The 14,887-nt window shown below is 65.4% G+C and carries 15 protein-coding genes and 1 riboswitch; of the genes, 14 read left to right on the top strand and 1 reads right to left on the bottom strand.

Annotated features, from left to right (window positions below):
• Positions 1-42 precede the first annotated feature (42 nt).
• The 13 genes from speB to BMG00_RS02055 all read left to right on the top strand — a co-directional run bounded on the left by speB (position 43) and on the right by BMG00_RS02055 (position 13,235).
• Positions 43-1,014 (top strand): agmatinase, encoded by a 972-nt coding sequence (gene speB, locus BMG00_RS02115; protein ID WP_078573244.1) that lies wholly within the window; start codon positions 43-45, stop codon positions 1,012-1,014.
• A 5-nt stretch (positions 1,015-1,019) separates the two neighbouring features.
• On the top strand, positions 1,020-1,436 hold the full coding sequence (locus tag BMG00_RS02110; protein WP_078573243.1) for a DUF1499 domain-containing protein: 417 nt from the start codon (positions 1,020-1,022) through the stop codon (positions 1,434-1,436).
• 287 nt (positions 1,437-1,723) lie between these two features.
• Entirely contained in the window at positions 1,724-2,770 is a 1,047-nt protein-coding gene (locus BMG00_RS02105; RefSeq protein WP_210401977.1) for a DUF475 domain-containing protein, read from the top strand.
• A gap of 29 nt (positions 2,771-2,799) precedes the next feature.
• Positions 2,800-3,005, top strand: a riboswitch (cobalamin riboswitch).
• Between the two features lie 138 nt (positions 3,006-3,143).
• Positions 3,144-5,009, top strand: a complete 1,866-nt coding sequence (locus BMG00_RS02100) for a TonB-dependent receptor plug domain-containing protein (RefSeq protein ID WP_158521667.1) — start codon at positions 3,144-3,146, stop codon at positions 5,007-5,009.
• An 88-nt stretch (positions 5,010-5,097) separates the two neighbouring features.
• Positions 5,098-5,847: an ABC transporter substrate-binding protein gene (locus BMG00_RS02095; RefSeq protein WP_245794933.1), complete on the top strand. Its 750-nt coding sequence runs from the start codon at positions 5,098-5,100 to the stop codon at positions 5,845-5,847.
• Positions 5,844-6,827, top strand: a complete 984-nt coding sequence (locus BMG00_RS02090; RefSeq protein WP_078573240.1) for a FecCD family ABC transporter permease — start codon at positions 5,844-5,846, stop codon at positions 6,825-6,827. The genes BMG00_RS02095 and BMG00_RS02090 overlap by 4 nt, the downstream gene beginning before the upstream one ends.
• Entirely contained in the window at positions 6,827-7,573 is a 747-nt protein-coding gene (locus BMG00_RS02085; RefSeq protein ID WP_078574227.1) for an ABC transporter ATP-binding protein, read from the top strand. Before BMG00_RS02090 ends, BMG00_RS02085 begins: the two co-directional genes overlap by 1 nt.
• On the top strand, positions 7,573-8,364 hold the full coding sequence (locus tag BMG00_RS02080; protein WP_078573239.1) for a cobalamin-binding protein: 792 nt from the start codon (positions 7,573-7,575) through the stop codon (positions 8,362-8,364). Before BMG00_RS02085 ends, BMG00_RS02080 begins: the two co-directional genes overlap by 1 nt.
• A gap of 76 nt (positions 8,365-8,440) precedes the next feature.
• Positions 8,441-10,054 (top strand): FMN-binding glutamate synthase family protein, encoded by a 1,614-nt coding sequence (locus BMG00_RS02075; protein ID WP_078530706.1) that lies wholly within the window; start codon positions 8,441-8,443, stop codon positions 10,052-10,054.
• 381 nt (positions 10,055-10,435) lie between these two features.
• Positions 10,436-10,951, top strand: coding sequence for a YeeE/YedE thiosulfate transporter family protein (locus BMG00_RS02070; protein WP_078573238.1), 516 nt, complete (start codon positions 10,436-10,438; stop codon positions 10,949-10,951).
• Positions 10,948-11,601 carry a DUF6691 family protein gene (locus BMG00_RS02065; protein ID WP_078530708.1) on the top strand — a complete coding sequence of 218 codons (654 nt, stop codon included), beginning with the start codon at positions 10,948-10,950 and terminating at the stop codon, positions 11,599-11,601. Before BMG00_RS02070 ends, BMG00_RS02065 begins: the two co-directional genes overlap by 4 nt.
• 42 nt (positions 11,602-11,643) lie before the next feature.
• Positions 11,644-12,384 carry a protein tyrosine phosphatase family protein gene (locus BMG00_RS02060; RefSeq protein WP_078573237.1) on the top strand — a complete coding sequence of 247 codons (741 nt, stop codon included), beginning with the start codon at positions 11,644-11,646 and terminating at the stop codon, positions 12,382-12,384.
• Between the two features lie 86 nt (positions 12,385-12,470).
• On the top strand, positions 12,471-13,235 hold the full coding sequence (locus tag BMG00_RS02055) for a DUF6969 family protein (protein WP_078573236.1): 765 nt from the start codon (positions 12,471-12,473) through the stop codon (positions 13,233-13,235).
• Positions 13,236-13,240: 5 nt separating this feature from the next.
• On the opposite strand, the gene BMG00_RS02050 is transcribed toward BMG00_RS02055, so the two are convergent.
• Entirely contained in the window at positions 13,241-13,819 is a 579-nt protein-coding gene (locus BMG00_RS02050; protein WP_078530711.1) for an ImuA family protein, read from the bottom strand.
• A 202-nt stretch (positions 13,820-14,021) separates the two neighbouring features.
• Here BMG00_RS02050 and BMG00_RS02045 point away from each other — a divergent pair, with 202 nt between their 5' ends.
• Positions 14,022-14,786 (top strand): alpha/beta fold hydrolase, encoded by a 765-nt coding sequence (locus BMG00_RS02045; RefSeq protein ID WP_146642538.1) that lies wholly within the window; start codon positions 14,022-14,024, stop codon positions 14,784-14,786.
• The last annotated feature ends 101 nt before the right edge of the window (positions 14,787-14,887 follow it).

Genomic DNA, 14,887 nt, shown 5'->3' with positions numbered 1-14,887 from the left:
GGGAAGGCGCGCGAAAGTCGCGCTCTCGACAGGGAGGGTGCGATGGCTCTGGAAGATGCGAAAACCCAAGTGGATCAGGCTTTTACGCGGGCCAATGCACGGGGGCTGAGTTTCGAGAATGCCTTCGGTGGCGCCACGAGTTTCCTGCGTCGGCGCTACAGCAAGGATCTTTCCGGCGTGCAGATCGCCGTGACCGGCATTCCGTTCGATCAGGCGGTGACGAACCGTCCGGGCACCCGTTTCGGGCCGCGCGCGCTGCGCGAGGCCAGCACGCTTCAGGCCTTCGACGCGCCCTATGACTGGGGCTATGACCCTTTCTCCGAGTTGGCGATCACCGATTACGGCGACATGGCCTTCGATTACGCGAATGTCGCGGAGGTTCCGGGCCGGATCGAGGCGCATTTGGCGGGGATCGTCTCGGCGGGCGTGGTCCCGATCACACTGGGGGGCGATCACTTCATCACCCTGCCTATCCTGCGCGCCATCGCGGCGCATCACGGAGAGATCGCGCTGATCCAGTTCGATGCGCATTCCGACACCTGGGCCGATGACGACATGGACCGGATCGACCACGGCACCTTCCTCTACAAGGCGATCAAGACCGGGGTCGTCGCCGCGCAGAACACCGTTTCGGTGGGCATTCGCACCGATAATCCCGATACGCTCGGGGTGACGATCCTCGACGCGCCCATGGTGCATCAGGAGGGGATCGAGGCCACGCTTTCGCGTATCCGCGCGGTCGTCGGAAACAAGCCCTGCTACGTCACCTTCGATATCGACTGTCTCGATCCGGCTTTCGCGCCGGGCACCGGAACCCCGGTCTGGGGTGGGCTGGCAAGCTGGCAGGCCGCGGCCTTGCTGCGCGGGCTCAAGGGGATCAACCTGATCGGTGGCGACGTGGTCGAGGTCTCGCCGCCCTACGACACGACAGGGGCCACGGCGATCGCGGGGGCGCATGTCGCGACCGAGCTGATCGCGCTTGCGGGCTGGAACATGCGTGGGGGGCAGGGGTGACGCGCATGGGGATCGTTCTGCTTGCGATCATTCTTGTGGTGATCGCCGCCGATGCCTGGGTGCGTCTCGCCCGGATCGATCCGGCGCGCTTCTCTGTCGAGGGGCTGGCCAAACCGACCGGGGATCACCCCGAAACCGGCGGTTTTCAGGCGGTGCGCGAGGTGGCGGAACCGCAAGCGCAGATGACGGCGCTCGACAAGATCATCCGCGCTACCGCCCGCACCCGCCGCGTCGAGGGCAGCCCGGAGGCGGGGCAGGCAGCCTATGTCACCCGCTCGGCATTCTGGGGGTTCCCGGATGTCACGACCCTCTGGGTTGATGGCAAGACGGTGCAGATTCGCGGCCATCTCGTTTTCGGGCGCTCCGATCTGGGAGTGAACAGGGCAAGGATCCTCGGCTGGCTCGACGAGGCGGGTCTCTAGGATGAAGGCCATCGCTGGCACGGGCAATCAGCCCGGGCCGCCCGACCCTCCCCCCGGGAGGGCGCATTGGCGATGACATCGCGCGCACGACCCATTCGCGGGCTTTCGAGATAAAGTGCCCAGCCACAATCGGGTCAAAACGCCCACCCGAGGCTCGGGCGCGGCCTCATCGCCAAACGCCCCCCAACGCGCTCCCATGGCCACAGAGGACAACTCTCCCCGAGCCGCTCCCTTGCGAAGCCCCGGCCCCCGACCTATGTCACCTGCCAATGCCAGCCGGAGCCAGCATGCAAACCGCCTTCCGCTATTTTTCCTGGGCTTTCGCCGTCACGCTCGCGGGGCTCGTGGGCGCCTTCGCGCTCGGGCTTCACCATAGCGGCACGCTGGCCGGGGCTGCATCCTTCCTGCTGATCGCCGCGGTGCTGGCGGTGCTGGAGATCTCGCTGAGTTTCGACAACGCGATCGTCAACGCCAACAAGCTTCACCAGATGACGCCGAAATGGCAGCGCCGTTTCCTCACCTGGGGCATCCTGATCGCGGTTTTCGGGATGCGTATCCTGTTTCCGCTGATGATCGTGGTGATCGCTGCCGGCATCGGACCGTGGCAGGCAATCCAACTCGCAGCCCAGCACCCGGCCGAATATGCGCGCATCATCGACGGCGCGCATCTGTCGATCGCGGGTTTCGGCGGGGCGTTCCTGATGATGGTGGCGCTGACCTATTTCGTCGACGAGGGCAAGGAGATCGACTGGATCCGCACGCTGGAATGCCGCCTGCGCGCCTGCGCCTCGATCCGCGGGCTGGAGATCGGCTTCGTGCTGCTGGTGATCATGCTCTTCACCTGGATCCTGCCCGAGGGGCGCGAGGGGGATTTCCTCTTTGCCTCCGTCGCGGGCCTGGTGACTTTCCTCGGCGTCGAGGTGCTGGGCCATGTGCTCGACCGGGCGAGCCTTTCGAACGAGACCGCCAAGGCCGGGATCGGGGCCTTCCTCTATCTCGAGGTGCTCGACGCATCGTTCAGCTTCGACGGGGTGATCGGGGCCTTTGCGCTGACCCAGAACCTCTTCCTGATCGCGATCGGTCTGGGGATCGGCGCGATGTATGTCCGCTCGATGACGCTGATGCTCGTCGAGCGCAACACGCTCAGCGAGTTCCGCTATCTCGAACACGGCGCCTTCTGGTCGATCCTGATCCTGTCGGTGGTGATGTTCGCGCAGACCCTCGTGCATGTCCCCGAGCTGATCACCGGTCTGGTGGGGGCGGGGCTGATCGGGCTGGCGCTGATGTCGTCGATCCGTTTCAACAAGCGCGCGCGCCTCGCTCACGAGAGCTGAATTTTTCTTGACAGATGCGGCCCTGCGCGGCACATCGGCCCCACTTCGGTTCCGCCTCAGGCGGATGAAAAGGGAACCCGGTGCGCCGTGCGGCGAGGTCGCGCATCCATTCCGGGGCTGCCCCCGCAACTGTGAGCGGTGAGCGAAGGCTGACTGAGCCACTGGGAGATCCCGGGAAGGCCAGCCCGAGTTGAGACCCGCGAGCCAGGAGACCTGCCGAGGCGCTCATCCTTTCTGCCTGTGCGGGGCGCTCGGGCAAGGCGGATTTCCGTCAGTGGTGACACTCTTCACCGTCGGCGGAAAGCATCTCTTTCCAAAGACTTGCTACAAGAAGTTCGCGTTGCCTTCGGGGCGCGACATGAGGGCTTTGGATATGAACCGCACCCGTTTGACGATGGGCCTGATGCTCACCACCGCGCTTGCCGCACCGGCGCTGGCGCAAGACGACCAACCCTATCAGCTCGACGAGATCGTGATCTATTACGGCGCCCTCGAGCCGCAATCGGCGGACAAGACCGCGCAGGCAGTGACGGTGCTGTCGAAAAAGGACATGGAGCGGTCGGGTGAGACCCGCCTGTCCAACCTGATCGCGCAGACCCCGGGCGTGGGCATTCTCGCGCGCGGACCGATGGGCGCGCAGACCGGCTTCACGATCCGTGGCGTTTCGCAGAACTACGTGAAAGTGCTGGTCGACGGGATCGACGTGTCCGACCCTTCCGCGCCGCAGGTCGCAACCGATCTGGGCCGTTTGAATACTTTCAACTATGACCGCGTTGAGATCATGCGCGGCACGCAATCGGCGCTTTACGGTGGCTCGGCCGTGGCGGGGGTTATCAACCTCGACACGCCGCGTCCGACCGAGGAGGGCGTGTCGCAAAGCGTGGCTCTGGAGCTCGGTTCCTACAAGACTGCGAATTTTGCCTATAACTTCGGCTGGAAGCAGGGCGACGATGAACTCTCGATCCAACTGTCGAAGATCTACACCGCCGGTTTCTCGGCAGCAGATGAAAAGGATGGGAATACCGAGAAAGACGGCTACAAGGCCGACCGGGTCAGCCTTCGCGCGCAGAAGCGTGTCTCCGACAATCTGCTGATCGGTTTTGCGGGTTTCGCGCAGAATGATCGTGGCGAGTACGACGAAACCGCCTTTGATCCGGTGACCTACGCATCCTACCCGGTCGATGGCACCCCCGATGAAGTAACCGATGCGAAAACGCGGGGCGCGCGCCTGTTCGCGCAGTTCGAGACTGGCCCGGTGTCGCAGGAAGTCGCGCTGAGCTATTTCAGGCTCGACCGGCATACGGCGGGGTCCACCGCCCTCTATGGGCCGACCTACTACGATTATGTCGGCAAGCGGCGCAAATTCGAATGGCTCGGCCATGCAGAGATCGGCAGTGGCAAGGCGAGTTTCGGGTTCGACCGGACGCTGGAGAACTACACCAGCAACTCGACCTATGGGGGAAGTGATGCGTTCACGAGCGTCACCGGCATCTTCGCCGAATACGCTTTCGCTCCCGTCGAGGGCGTCAATGTGATCGCCTCGGCACGCCACGACCAGCTTTCGTCTTTCGGCGATCAGACGACGGGGCGTCTCGGGGTGACGTGGCGGGCGGCGCCTGACACGCTGCTGAAGGTCTCGCTCGGCAATGGCTATCGTGCGCCGTCCGGGTATGAACTCTATGGTCCCTACGGTGACGCGACGCTGCGCCCCGAAAAATCGATCAGCGGAGATTTCGGGATCGAGCAAAAGTTCGGGGCTCACACGCTGACGGCGACGCTGTTCCGGATCGATGTGAAGGACCTGATCGACTATGCCTACCCGGCCTATTACCAGACTTCTGGCACGGCTACGCGCCAGGGTGTCGAGCTGGGAATGAAGGGGCCGATCACGGGCAACATCGGTTACTCGCTCGGCTATACCTATCTCGACAAGAAGAACCCCTCGGGCTTGTCCTCGGGCTCGACCTGGAACTCGGCGTTCGGGCGCCATACGCTGACGGCCGGGATCGATGCGAAAGTGACCGATACGATCACGCTGGCTGCGGATATGCGCATCGTCACCGATCGACAGGACCAACCCGATTATGGTCTGCTGAACGCCCAGATGACCTACGATCTGGGTTCGGGCAAGGAGGCGTATCTGCGCATCGAGAACGTGACCGATACCGATTACCAGCTCTGGCCGGGCTACGGCACTTCGGGCCGTGCGGCCTATGTGGGGCTGCGTGCGCGGTTCTGACCTGAAAGGGGCGGCTCTGGCCGCCCTTTTTGCCGCCCTTGGGGCGGCGACGTCCGCTTGGGCTGAGGAACCCGCGCGCGTCGTTTCCATGAACCTTTGCACGGATCAGCTGGCGCTGGCGCTGGCCGATCCGGACCAGATCGTCTCGCTCAGCCATTTCGCGACCGATCCGACGATGTCTGTGTCTTGGAAACAGGCTGAAGACTATCCTCTAAACTACGGGCGTGCCGAGGAAATCTCGATCCTCCATCCCGATCTGGTGCTGGCCGATACCTGGTCGAACCCCGACACGATCCGAATGCTGCGCACCCTTGGCATCGAGGTCGAGCAGCTCCCGCCCGGCACCTCGTTGCCCGAGATCCGCGCGCGGATTGCGACGACGGGCGAGTTGCTGGGGCATCCCGATCGCGCCGCGAAGATGTTGGCCGATTTCGATGCGCGACTGGCCGCGATCGAGAAACCCGCGCCGGGGTTGCGCGCGGCGATCATCGGGCCCTCGGGCTATGGTTACGGGCCGCGCACGCTCGAAGGTCAAATCCTCGAAATGGCGGGGTTTTCCAATGTCGTGAGCGGGCCGGGGCTGGACTGGGGCGGGCGTCTGCCGCTGGAGGATCTGGTGATGGACCGCCCCGATCTGGTGGTCGTCGGCGGCTCGATGAAAGGGCAAGGCACGAGCCGCGCGCAGGAGGTGCTCGCGCATCCGGTGCTGCGCGACCTGCCGGTCGTGCGGGGGTTGCGCGATGCGAGCTGGACCTGCGGGGCGCCTGCGATGTTGACAGCGGTGGCGGAGCTGGCGGCGCTCGGGCGACAGATCGAGAAAGAGGAGCTGACGCAATGAGTTATCGTGCGATCCTCATATGGCTATCCGTGGCCTGCGCGACGCTGTTTCTTGCCTCGCTGCTGATCGGCCCGTCGGGCATTTCGCCGCTGCAAGGGCTCTCGGCACTGATCTCCGGCGACGGGGCTGCGGGGCTGGTGATGCGCGAGCTGCGCCTGCCGCGTGCGCTTCTGGGACTGGGGGTCGGGGCGGCGCTCGGGTTGTCGGGCGCGGCGATGCAGGGCTTTCTGCGCAACCCGCTGGCCGAGCCGGGGTTGATCGGCACCTCCGCCGGGGCCGCCTTGGGGGCGGTGATCGCGATCCAGACGGGGCTTTACGCGATTTTCGCTCTGGCGCTGCCGCTTGCCGCGCTGGCGGGAGCGGGTGTCGCGGTGGCGCTGATCCTGATCCTTGCCGGGCGCGAGGGGCGGGCACTGGTGTTGATCCTCGCGGGTATCGCGGTCTCGGCGCTCGCGGCGGCGGCGACCGCGCTGGTCCTGAACCTTGCGCCCTCGCCGTATGCGGCGGCCGAGATCGTGTTCTGGATGATGGGATCGCTTGCCGATCGCTCGATGACCCATGTGGCGCTGGCGCTGCCCTTCCTGATCGTCGGTGCCGCGATCCTGCTGCGCGCGGGTGCGGGGCTCGATGCGCTGAGCCTGGGCGAGGATGCGGCGGCCTCGATGGGGATCTCATTGAAGAAGCTACGGCTTCAGATCGTCTTGGGCACGGCGCTCATGGTCGGCGCGGCGACGGCAGTGGCCGGAGCGATCGGTTTCGTCGGCCTCGTCGTGCCGCACCTGCTGCGCAAGCCCGTGGGGGCGCGCCCGTCGCGGCTGCTTCCCGCCTCTGCGCTTGGCGGGGCGGCGATGCTGACGCTCGCCGATATCGCGACGCGGGTGATCGCGCCCGAGCGTGATCTGAAACTGGGCGTGCTCACCGCGCTGGTGGGCGCACCGTTCTTCCTGTCGATGATCCGCAAGATGGGGCGCGAGGGATGATGCTGGAGCTCGACAACCTCTCCGTCTTACGCGGCCAGTGCCCAGTAGTCGACAGCGTCTCGGCGCAGGTCGACGCGGGCGAGTTGATCGGCCTGATCGGGCCGAACGGAGCGGGCAAGACCTCTCTGATGCGCGGCGCGCTTGGGCTGATCGCCGCGAGAGGGCGAAGCTCTCTGGCCGGTCTCGACCCGATGGCACGGGCGCGGGCCGCCGCCTGGCTGCCGCAGGCGCGTGAGATCGCCTGGGGGCTGTCGGTGGCCGAACTGGTGGCGCTGGGGCGTCTGCCGCATGGGCGCGATACGCAAGGGGCGGGTGCGGCTGCGGTCGAAGAGGCGCTGCGCCGCATGGGGCTCGAGACCTATCGTGACCGCACGGCCACGCATCTGTCGGGGGGCGAGCAGGCCCAGGTTCTGATCGCCCGCGCCCTCGCGCAGGAAAGCCCGCTGATCCTTGCCGACGAGCCGATCGCGGGGCTCGATCCGGCGGCGCAGATCGCGACGATGGAGGTCTTCGAGGCCCATGCGCGCGCGGGCGGGGCGGTCGTGACCTCCTTGCACGATCTGGGGCTGGCCGCGCGTCATTGCACGCGCCTTTGGGTGATGGATCGCGGGCGGCTTGTGGCGGATGGCAAACCGCAGGAGGTTCTGACCGAACAGCTTCTGGCCGAGGTCTTCCACATCCGCGCGCATTTCAGGATCACGCCGGAAGGCCCTGTTTTCCAACCGCTTTCCACGCTGGGGATCTGATGGCTTTCCCGCCCGAACGCATCGTCTGTCTGACCGAGGAGACGGTCGAGACCCTCTATCTGCTGGGTGAGGAGGTGCGCATCGTCGGTGTCTCGGGCTATGCGGTGCGCCCCAAACGCGTGCGCCTCGAAAAGCCGCGCGTCTCGGCTTTCATCTCCGCCGACCTGCCGAAGATCCTCGCGCTGGAGCCGGACCTCGTGCTGACCTTCTCGGACCTTCAGGCCGAGATCGTCGCGGGGCTGGTGCGCGAAGGGATCGCGGTACATGCGTTCAACCAGCGCTCGATCGCGGGGATCCTCGACATGATCCGCACGCTCGGAGCACTTGTGGGCTGCCCGGAGCGCGCCGACACCCTTTCCGCAGGTTACGAGGCCCGGCTCGCCGCGATCGCCGCGAAACCGCGCCCCTATCGCCCGCGCGTCTGGTTCGAGGAATGGGACGAGCCGCTGATCTCCGCCGTGGGCTGGGTGTCGGAGCTGATCGAAATCGCGGGCGGGCAGGACGTGTTCGCGGAGCGGGCGAGAGAGGGCAAGGCGAAGGATCGCATCGTCACTCCCGAACAAGTGATTGCGGCGGCGCCCGAGGTCATCGTGGGCTCGTGGTGCGGCAAGAAATTCCGGCCCGAGAAAGTTTGCGCAAGACCCGGTTGGCAAGACGTGCCGGCTGTTGCGCGAAATCGCCTCCACGAGGTCAAATCGACCCTGATCCTGCAACCGGGCCCGGCAGCTCTGACCGACGGGCTCGACGCGCTCGAAGCCGCGCTCTGGTTCGATCGGGGGTTGCGGGCCTAACTCTCCCTCGACATAGAGACGTCGCGCGCTAGACTGGCCGCGCAGGAACAAACGATAACAACCCCGGGGAGGGGGCATGTTCACGCGTTTCATACGGTTTTCGCCACTCGCCCTGTCGGCTCTTCTGACACTCGGCGCGCTTTCCGGCCTGATCCTGACCGACTGGTTTTTGATCGCAGCCATCATCTTCGGGTTTTTGACGTTCGTCGGGATCTACGACCTGATCCAGACCAAGCACGCCATCACCCGCAACTATCCGATCCTCGGCCATCTGCGCTTCTTCTTCGAGGAGATCCGCCCCGAGATCCGGCAATATCTGATCGAGGGCGATGACGAGGAGGTGCCGTTCTCGCGCGCCACCCGCACCATCGTCTATCAGCGCGCCAAGGATATCGAGGACGCCAAGCCCTTCGGCACCCGCATTCGCGTGTCGGAATCGGGCTATCAGTGGATCACCCATTCGGTGAAGCCGCGCCATATCGAGGATAGCGATTTCCGCGTCGAGATCGGCGGGCCCGACTGCAAGCAGCCCTACAAGGCCTCGATCTACAATATCTCGGCGATGAGTTTCGGGGCGCTCTCGGCCAATGCGATCATGGCGCTCAACAAGGGCGCGAAGGCGGGGGGATTTGCCCATGACACCGGTGAGGGCGGCATCTCGCGCTACCACCGCGAAGGCGGGGGCGATCTGATCTACGAGGTCGGCTCGGGCTATTTCGGCTGTCGCAACCATGATGGCAGTTTCAACCCCGAGAAATTCGCGATGCGGGCGCAGGACGATCAGGTGAAGATGATCGAGGTGAAGCTGAGCCAGGGCGCCAAGCCCGGGCATGGAGGGATGCTCCCGGCGGCCAAGATCACGCCCGAGATCGCCGAGGCCCGCGACATTCCGATGGGGGTGGACTGCATCTCGCCCGCCTCGCATTCGGCCTTCTCGACTCCGCTCGAGATGATGGAATTCATCGGCCAGCTGCGCGAGCTGTCGGGCGGCAAGCCGGTGGGGTTCAAGCTCTGCGTCGGGCACCGGCGCGAGTTCATGTGCATCGTCAAGGCGATGCTGGAAACCGGGATCGTGCCCGATTTCATCGTCGTGGACGGCAAGGAGGGCGGCACGGGGGCGGCGCCTCTGGAATTCGCCAATCACATGGGCTTCCCGCTCGTCGAGGGCCTGAGCTTCGTGCACAATACGCTGCGCGGGGCGGGGCTGCGCGACAAGGTCAAGATCGGCGCCTCGGGCAAGCTGGTTACCGCCTTCCATCTCGCCAAGGTGCTCGCGATCGGGGCGGATTGGGCGAACTCGGCGCGTGGTTTCATGTTCGCGATCGGCTGCATTCAGGCGCAGTCGTGCCACACGAACAAATGTCCGACCGGCGTGACCACGCAGGATCCGGTGCGCCAGCGCGCGCTGGTGGTGCCCGACAAGGCGACCCGCGTGGCCAATTTCCACCGCAACACGATGAAGGCGCTGGCCGAGATGACGGGGGCGGCGGGCCTCACCCATCCCGGGCAGTTCCTGCCGCATCACCTGCTGGTGCGCGACCGCGAGCGCGACTTCAAGGTGGGCGACGAGATTTATCACTACATGCCCGAAGGGTTCCTGCTGCGCGAGGATGACGACCGCTTCGGCTATCTCAAGCGCTGGAAACGCGCGCGGGCGGAGGCGTTCGAGCCCTTCGACAGCGGCGTGTGAGCACGCCCGATGACGATTGAAAGAAGGCCGGGCAGTGTCCCAGCCTTTTGTTTTGGCGCCCTGAGACGGGTGCAACCGGCGTGTGCCGACGTCCTCGGTGTGATCTCCTCGCGTCCGATCACGGCACTTTCAGCACCTTCACGAAATCGTGCAGCCCTTGCGGGCGCGCGGCCTTCGCGCTGAACGGTATGTAAAATCACATTATTTTCCCGAGGGCCGAGCTTGACCGTGGTGCGGATATGGAACGCCTTGCAGGTGGAATCCGGGTTTAGATCCGAGAATGACGCTGCGCTGCGGCGTTCAATCGAGTTGAAAGCGCTTTCGCAATTTGTATCATCACCTTTGAATATGTTTATCATCATGGGAGAAAGGGAGGCTGCCATGAGGGACACCCCCAAACCGTTCTGGTCTCCGCTGGCCGCCGGCACCGTGCTGGGCCTGGCTTTGCTGCTGACCTTCGTCATCACCGGGCACGGGCTCGGCGCTTCGGGATTCGTGACGCGATTCGCGGCGCAGGCGAATGAATGGGTGGCGCCGCAGGCGACCGCCGAGAATGCCTATTTCGGCCCCTTCATGAAAGCGGGCGCACCGCTTCTGAGCTGGATCACCTGGGAGGTGATCGGTGTGCTCATCGGTGCCTGGCTGGGCGCGAAAGGCGCGGGCCGGATCTCGGTCAAGGTCGAGCGTGGGCCGCGCGTCTCGAGCGGTAGCCGGATCGGCTACGCTCTGGTCGGCGGCGCATTTGTCGGCTTCGGCGCGCGTCTGGCGCGTGGCTGCACCTCGGGCGTGGGGCTTTCGGGCGGCGCGACGCTGGCCGTGGCCGGCTTCGTCTTCCTGATCGGTTTCTTCGCGGCGGGCTTCGCCGTGTCCTTCATGATGCGGAGGCTCTGGCAATGACCATTCCGTTCTACGATGGCGGCGTCGCCTCTGGTCTTCTGTCGGGCGTCCTCTTCGGCTACGCGCTCGAGGCCGCCGGTTTCGGCTCCCCGCGCAAGCTGACGGGGCAGTTCACGCTGCGCGACTTCTCGGTCTTCAAGGTGATGTTCACCGCCGTTCTGGTCTGCGCGATCGGTCTTTATGTCCTGCGCACGATGGGGTGGATGGGGCCGAACGCGGTCTTCATCCCGACGCTCTTCTTCTGGGCGATCCTCGCCGGTGGCGTGCTGATCGGCGCGGGCTTCGCGATGGGCGGCTATTGCCCGGGCACCTCGGTCGTGGGCGTCGCCTCGGGCCGCATCGACGCGGTGGTCTTCGCCATCGGCATGGTGATCGGCACCTCGGCCTTCGCCTGGGTCTACGAGCCGCTGATCGGCTTCTACATGGCGGGCAAGGGCCCGAACGCCCAGACGCTGCCGCAACTCTTCGGCCTGCCCGAATGGGTGATCCTTGCGGTGCTGGTCGTGTTCGCGGCCATCGGTTTCCGTCTCGGCTCGATGATGGAACGTGCCCGTGGCGGCCCGTTCACCGCCGAAGAGGTCTGCGCACCCGATGATGAGGCTGACGAATTCGCCATGCGCTCGGGGGATACCTCGACCGCGCGCGGCTGACGCTTTGAAAATTCGGACAAAGTTCAAGGGAGGAATATGTCCATGAAGACCAAGAAGCAACGCAAGAGCCTGCTGCGCGCAGCTCTGGTTCCGGTGACCGCCGTCGCGATGAGCGCCGCCGTGCCCGCCATGTCGAACGCACAGGCAAGCAATCCCTGCGCCCCGGCCGCAGTCGCGAACCCCTGCGCGCCCGCAGCGATGCCGGCCAACCCCTGCGCCCCGGCCGCAGCGGCGAACCCCTGCGCTCCGGGTGCGGCTCCGGCGGCGACCGCCGAGGCGGCACCGATGGCCAAGGGCCCCTATGACACCACCGTCAAGGCCACCCAGGCGCCCTATGGCGACAAGATGCCCCCGATCGTCGACAATTACCTGCGTGCCACGCCTTATGTCGGCACCGGTGGCTTCATCGACCCGACCGGCATCCCGATGCTCAAGATGCTCGGATTCAAGACCGTCGTGAGCCTGCTGAAGCCCGACGAGGGCGCGCCGAACGAGGGTGAACTGGTCCAGAAGGCCGGGATGAATTACATCCAGATCTCCGTGCCGACCAAGGCGCCGACGAACGAGCAGGTCGCCGAATTCGCGAAGATCGTCGAAGATCCGGCCAACTACCCGATCCTGCTGCATTGCGAGAGCTCGAACCGGGTTGGCGCGATGTGGGCGCTCTACCGCGCCTCGAAGGGCGTGCCCGCCGAGATCGCCGTCGAGGAAGGCCGCCAGATCGGTCTGAAGACCTCGCGTGAGCCGGCCGTGCGCGAAATGCTCGGGATGTCGCCGCTCTGAGAACGGCCGCTCTAGAACGATTGTCGCGATGACAAGGACGGGGTCAGCCGCTAGGCTGGCCCTGTTCGCATGAGAAGAGAGGCCCGATGACGAAAATGGACCCCGCGCCGCACCGCCCGGCACCGACCCTGCGCATTCCGACCCCCGCGATCGAGCGCCTGCCGCGCGCGCGCCTCGAAGAGATGCATGACGCCGCCGAGACCGTACTCGAATGCGAAACCGTGCTCGCCAAGTCGAGCATGAGCGTGGTCTCGGAAGTGTTGCGCGGGCAGGGCGATTTCCTGACCTGGGAACGCTACCCGCGCGGGGATGTCTTCGATACCGAGACCCATTGCCACTATTTCTACCATGCCCATGACGCGCGCGAGATGGCGCAGGGCGAAAACGGGCATTTCCATCTCTTCATGCGCCCCGAGGGGATCATTCCGGGGCTGGAGCCCTGGGATCTGCCCGGCGCGCGCATTCCCGAGGATGGCGCGTCGCGCTTCGTCCATATCGGCGCGATCAGTGTCGATGCGCAGGGGCGCGCCTTGCGCATCTTCACCACCAACCGCTGGGTGACGGATGAATGCTTCTACCGCGCCGAGGACGTGATCCGGCTGCTCGATCATTTCGCGATCGAGCTGGCGCATCCGAACTGGGCGGTGAACCTCTGGCTGAGCGGGATGGTCACGCTGTACCGCCCGCAGGTCGAGGCGCTTCTGCGCGCGCGCGATGCGCAGATCGAGGCTTGGCTGGCCGAGCATCCGGGCTCGGACGTGCTCGAGGATCGCGGGCTTCAGAACATCACCGAATGGCCCGTCGATCACGTCGCCCAGATCGGGATGCTCGAGGATCAGCTCGACCTCTGAGCCGATCAGCCGGGTTCGGGCGCGCAATCGGCAACGCTCAGGATCTCGGGGCCGCGGTCGCGCGCGTTCCAGCGCACCTCCCAGGCACGGCAGGGGCCGGACTTGTTCTTGATCTGGCGCCAGCGCAGCCGTGGCGCATCCACCCCCTCGCGCAGATCGCGCTCGAAGACCGGCATTGCCTGCCAGCGCGTCTCGGCCGCGTTCGAGCCGCCCTGCGGTGTGATCAGGCACAGCCCCGTCGCCCCGCCTTGCTTGGCCGCGAGTTGCAGTCGTCGCCCCTCGGTGAGGCTGATCGCCTTCGGCGTCTCGCCGATCACCAGCGGGGCCGAGCCGTCGCGCAACGCCTCTTCCATCACCGCGAGCGTGTCGGTCTGATCCTTTCCCCGCGCGATCAGAAGCCGCGCCGGATCGAAGAAGCTCACCAGTCCGCGCGGATTGAGCCCGTCGCGCCGATAGCGTTCGCTCACCCAGATCACCGGACCGCTCGTGGTGGCGGCCACCGCGCAGGCAAAGCTTGTGGCGCCAAGGCCGCAGACCTCATGGGTGCGGCCCGGGCGCAGGGGAAGGGGCAGGGAGGTGCTCATGGTGATAATTTAGCGTGAACATAAGGGGAACAAAATCCCTTTCCGGTCGCCCTGGAGGGCTGTCGTGCCTGAGCGTTTTTCTCAAAGCGCGCAGATCACCAAAATGCCACGATTCTGCCCATTTCGCGAAAGCTGAGGTTGGTAACGGTTTGGTGAGCAATCCGAGTCAATAAAGGCCCGAAGGAACGGGCAAGGGCGATCAATGGTATTTCTTCCGGCAAGACATGGAAACGAGTTGCGCGCCGTGGTGACGCGCGCGCCGCTCCATGCGCATTTTCTTCCCGGAACGGGCAAGACGCTCGTGGTTTCCTTTGCCGGTGTCGGGAATTCGCGCAGCGCCCCGCAACCGCCCGAGTTTCGCGCCATCGCAAGCCAGGGGGGCGAAAACCCGGTTCTCTTCATTGCCGATACCGCGCGCAGCTGGCTCAACGCGCCCGGCCTGATCGAGGCGGTCGCCCTCACGATCGAACGCGCGCAGGCCGAGACCGGTGCGGAGCGCCTCGTGGGGATCGGCAATTCGATGGGCGGGTTCATGGCGCTCGAGATGACGCGGCATCTGCCCTTCGACACCGTCTGCGCGATCTCGCCCCAGGTCTCGGTCCATCCCGATCATGTCCCCGAAGAGCATCGCTGGCGTTTCCTGCGCAACCGCATCGGCGGCTACCGGGTGCCGACGCTTGGCGCGCATATGCCGCGCGCGCCTCGGATCTTCGCGCTTCATGCCGATCATCCCGACGAGATGATCCATGCCCGGCGCTTCCCGATCGCACCGAATATCGCGCATTTCCTGCTGCCCGGTTACCATCACGGCATGGCGCGCCAACTCAAATCCGAGGGCCATCTGCGCGCTCTGGTGAGCCATGCGATCCGTGGGCAGAAGCGCAAATTCGCGCTGCGGGTGAAATCCGCGGGCGGGCGCTTCATCCAGCGTGAGGACCGCAATCCTCCCTCTGCCACGGCAGCGTGATCCGATCGGCCATTGCATTTGCGGTGCCGAACCTCTATCTGCTGTCTCGCTAAGTTTGCTTCCGACACGCACTGTCTCCCTTACCGGCTTCAGTTTGCTTT

This window comes from Thioclava marina (assembly GCF_002020135.1).
In the GTDB taxonomy this organism is placed as follows: domain Bacteria; phylum Pseudomonadota; class Alphaproteobacteria; order Rhodobacterales; family Rhodobacteraceae; genus Thioclava; species Thioclava marina.
Note: the sequence above shows the minus strand (reverse complement) of the source record. Positions and strands in the feature narration are given on the sequence as shown.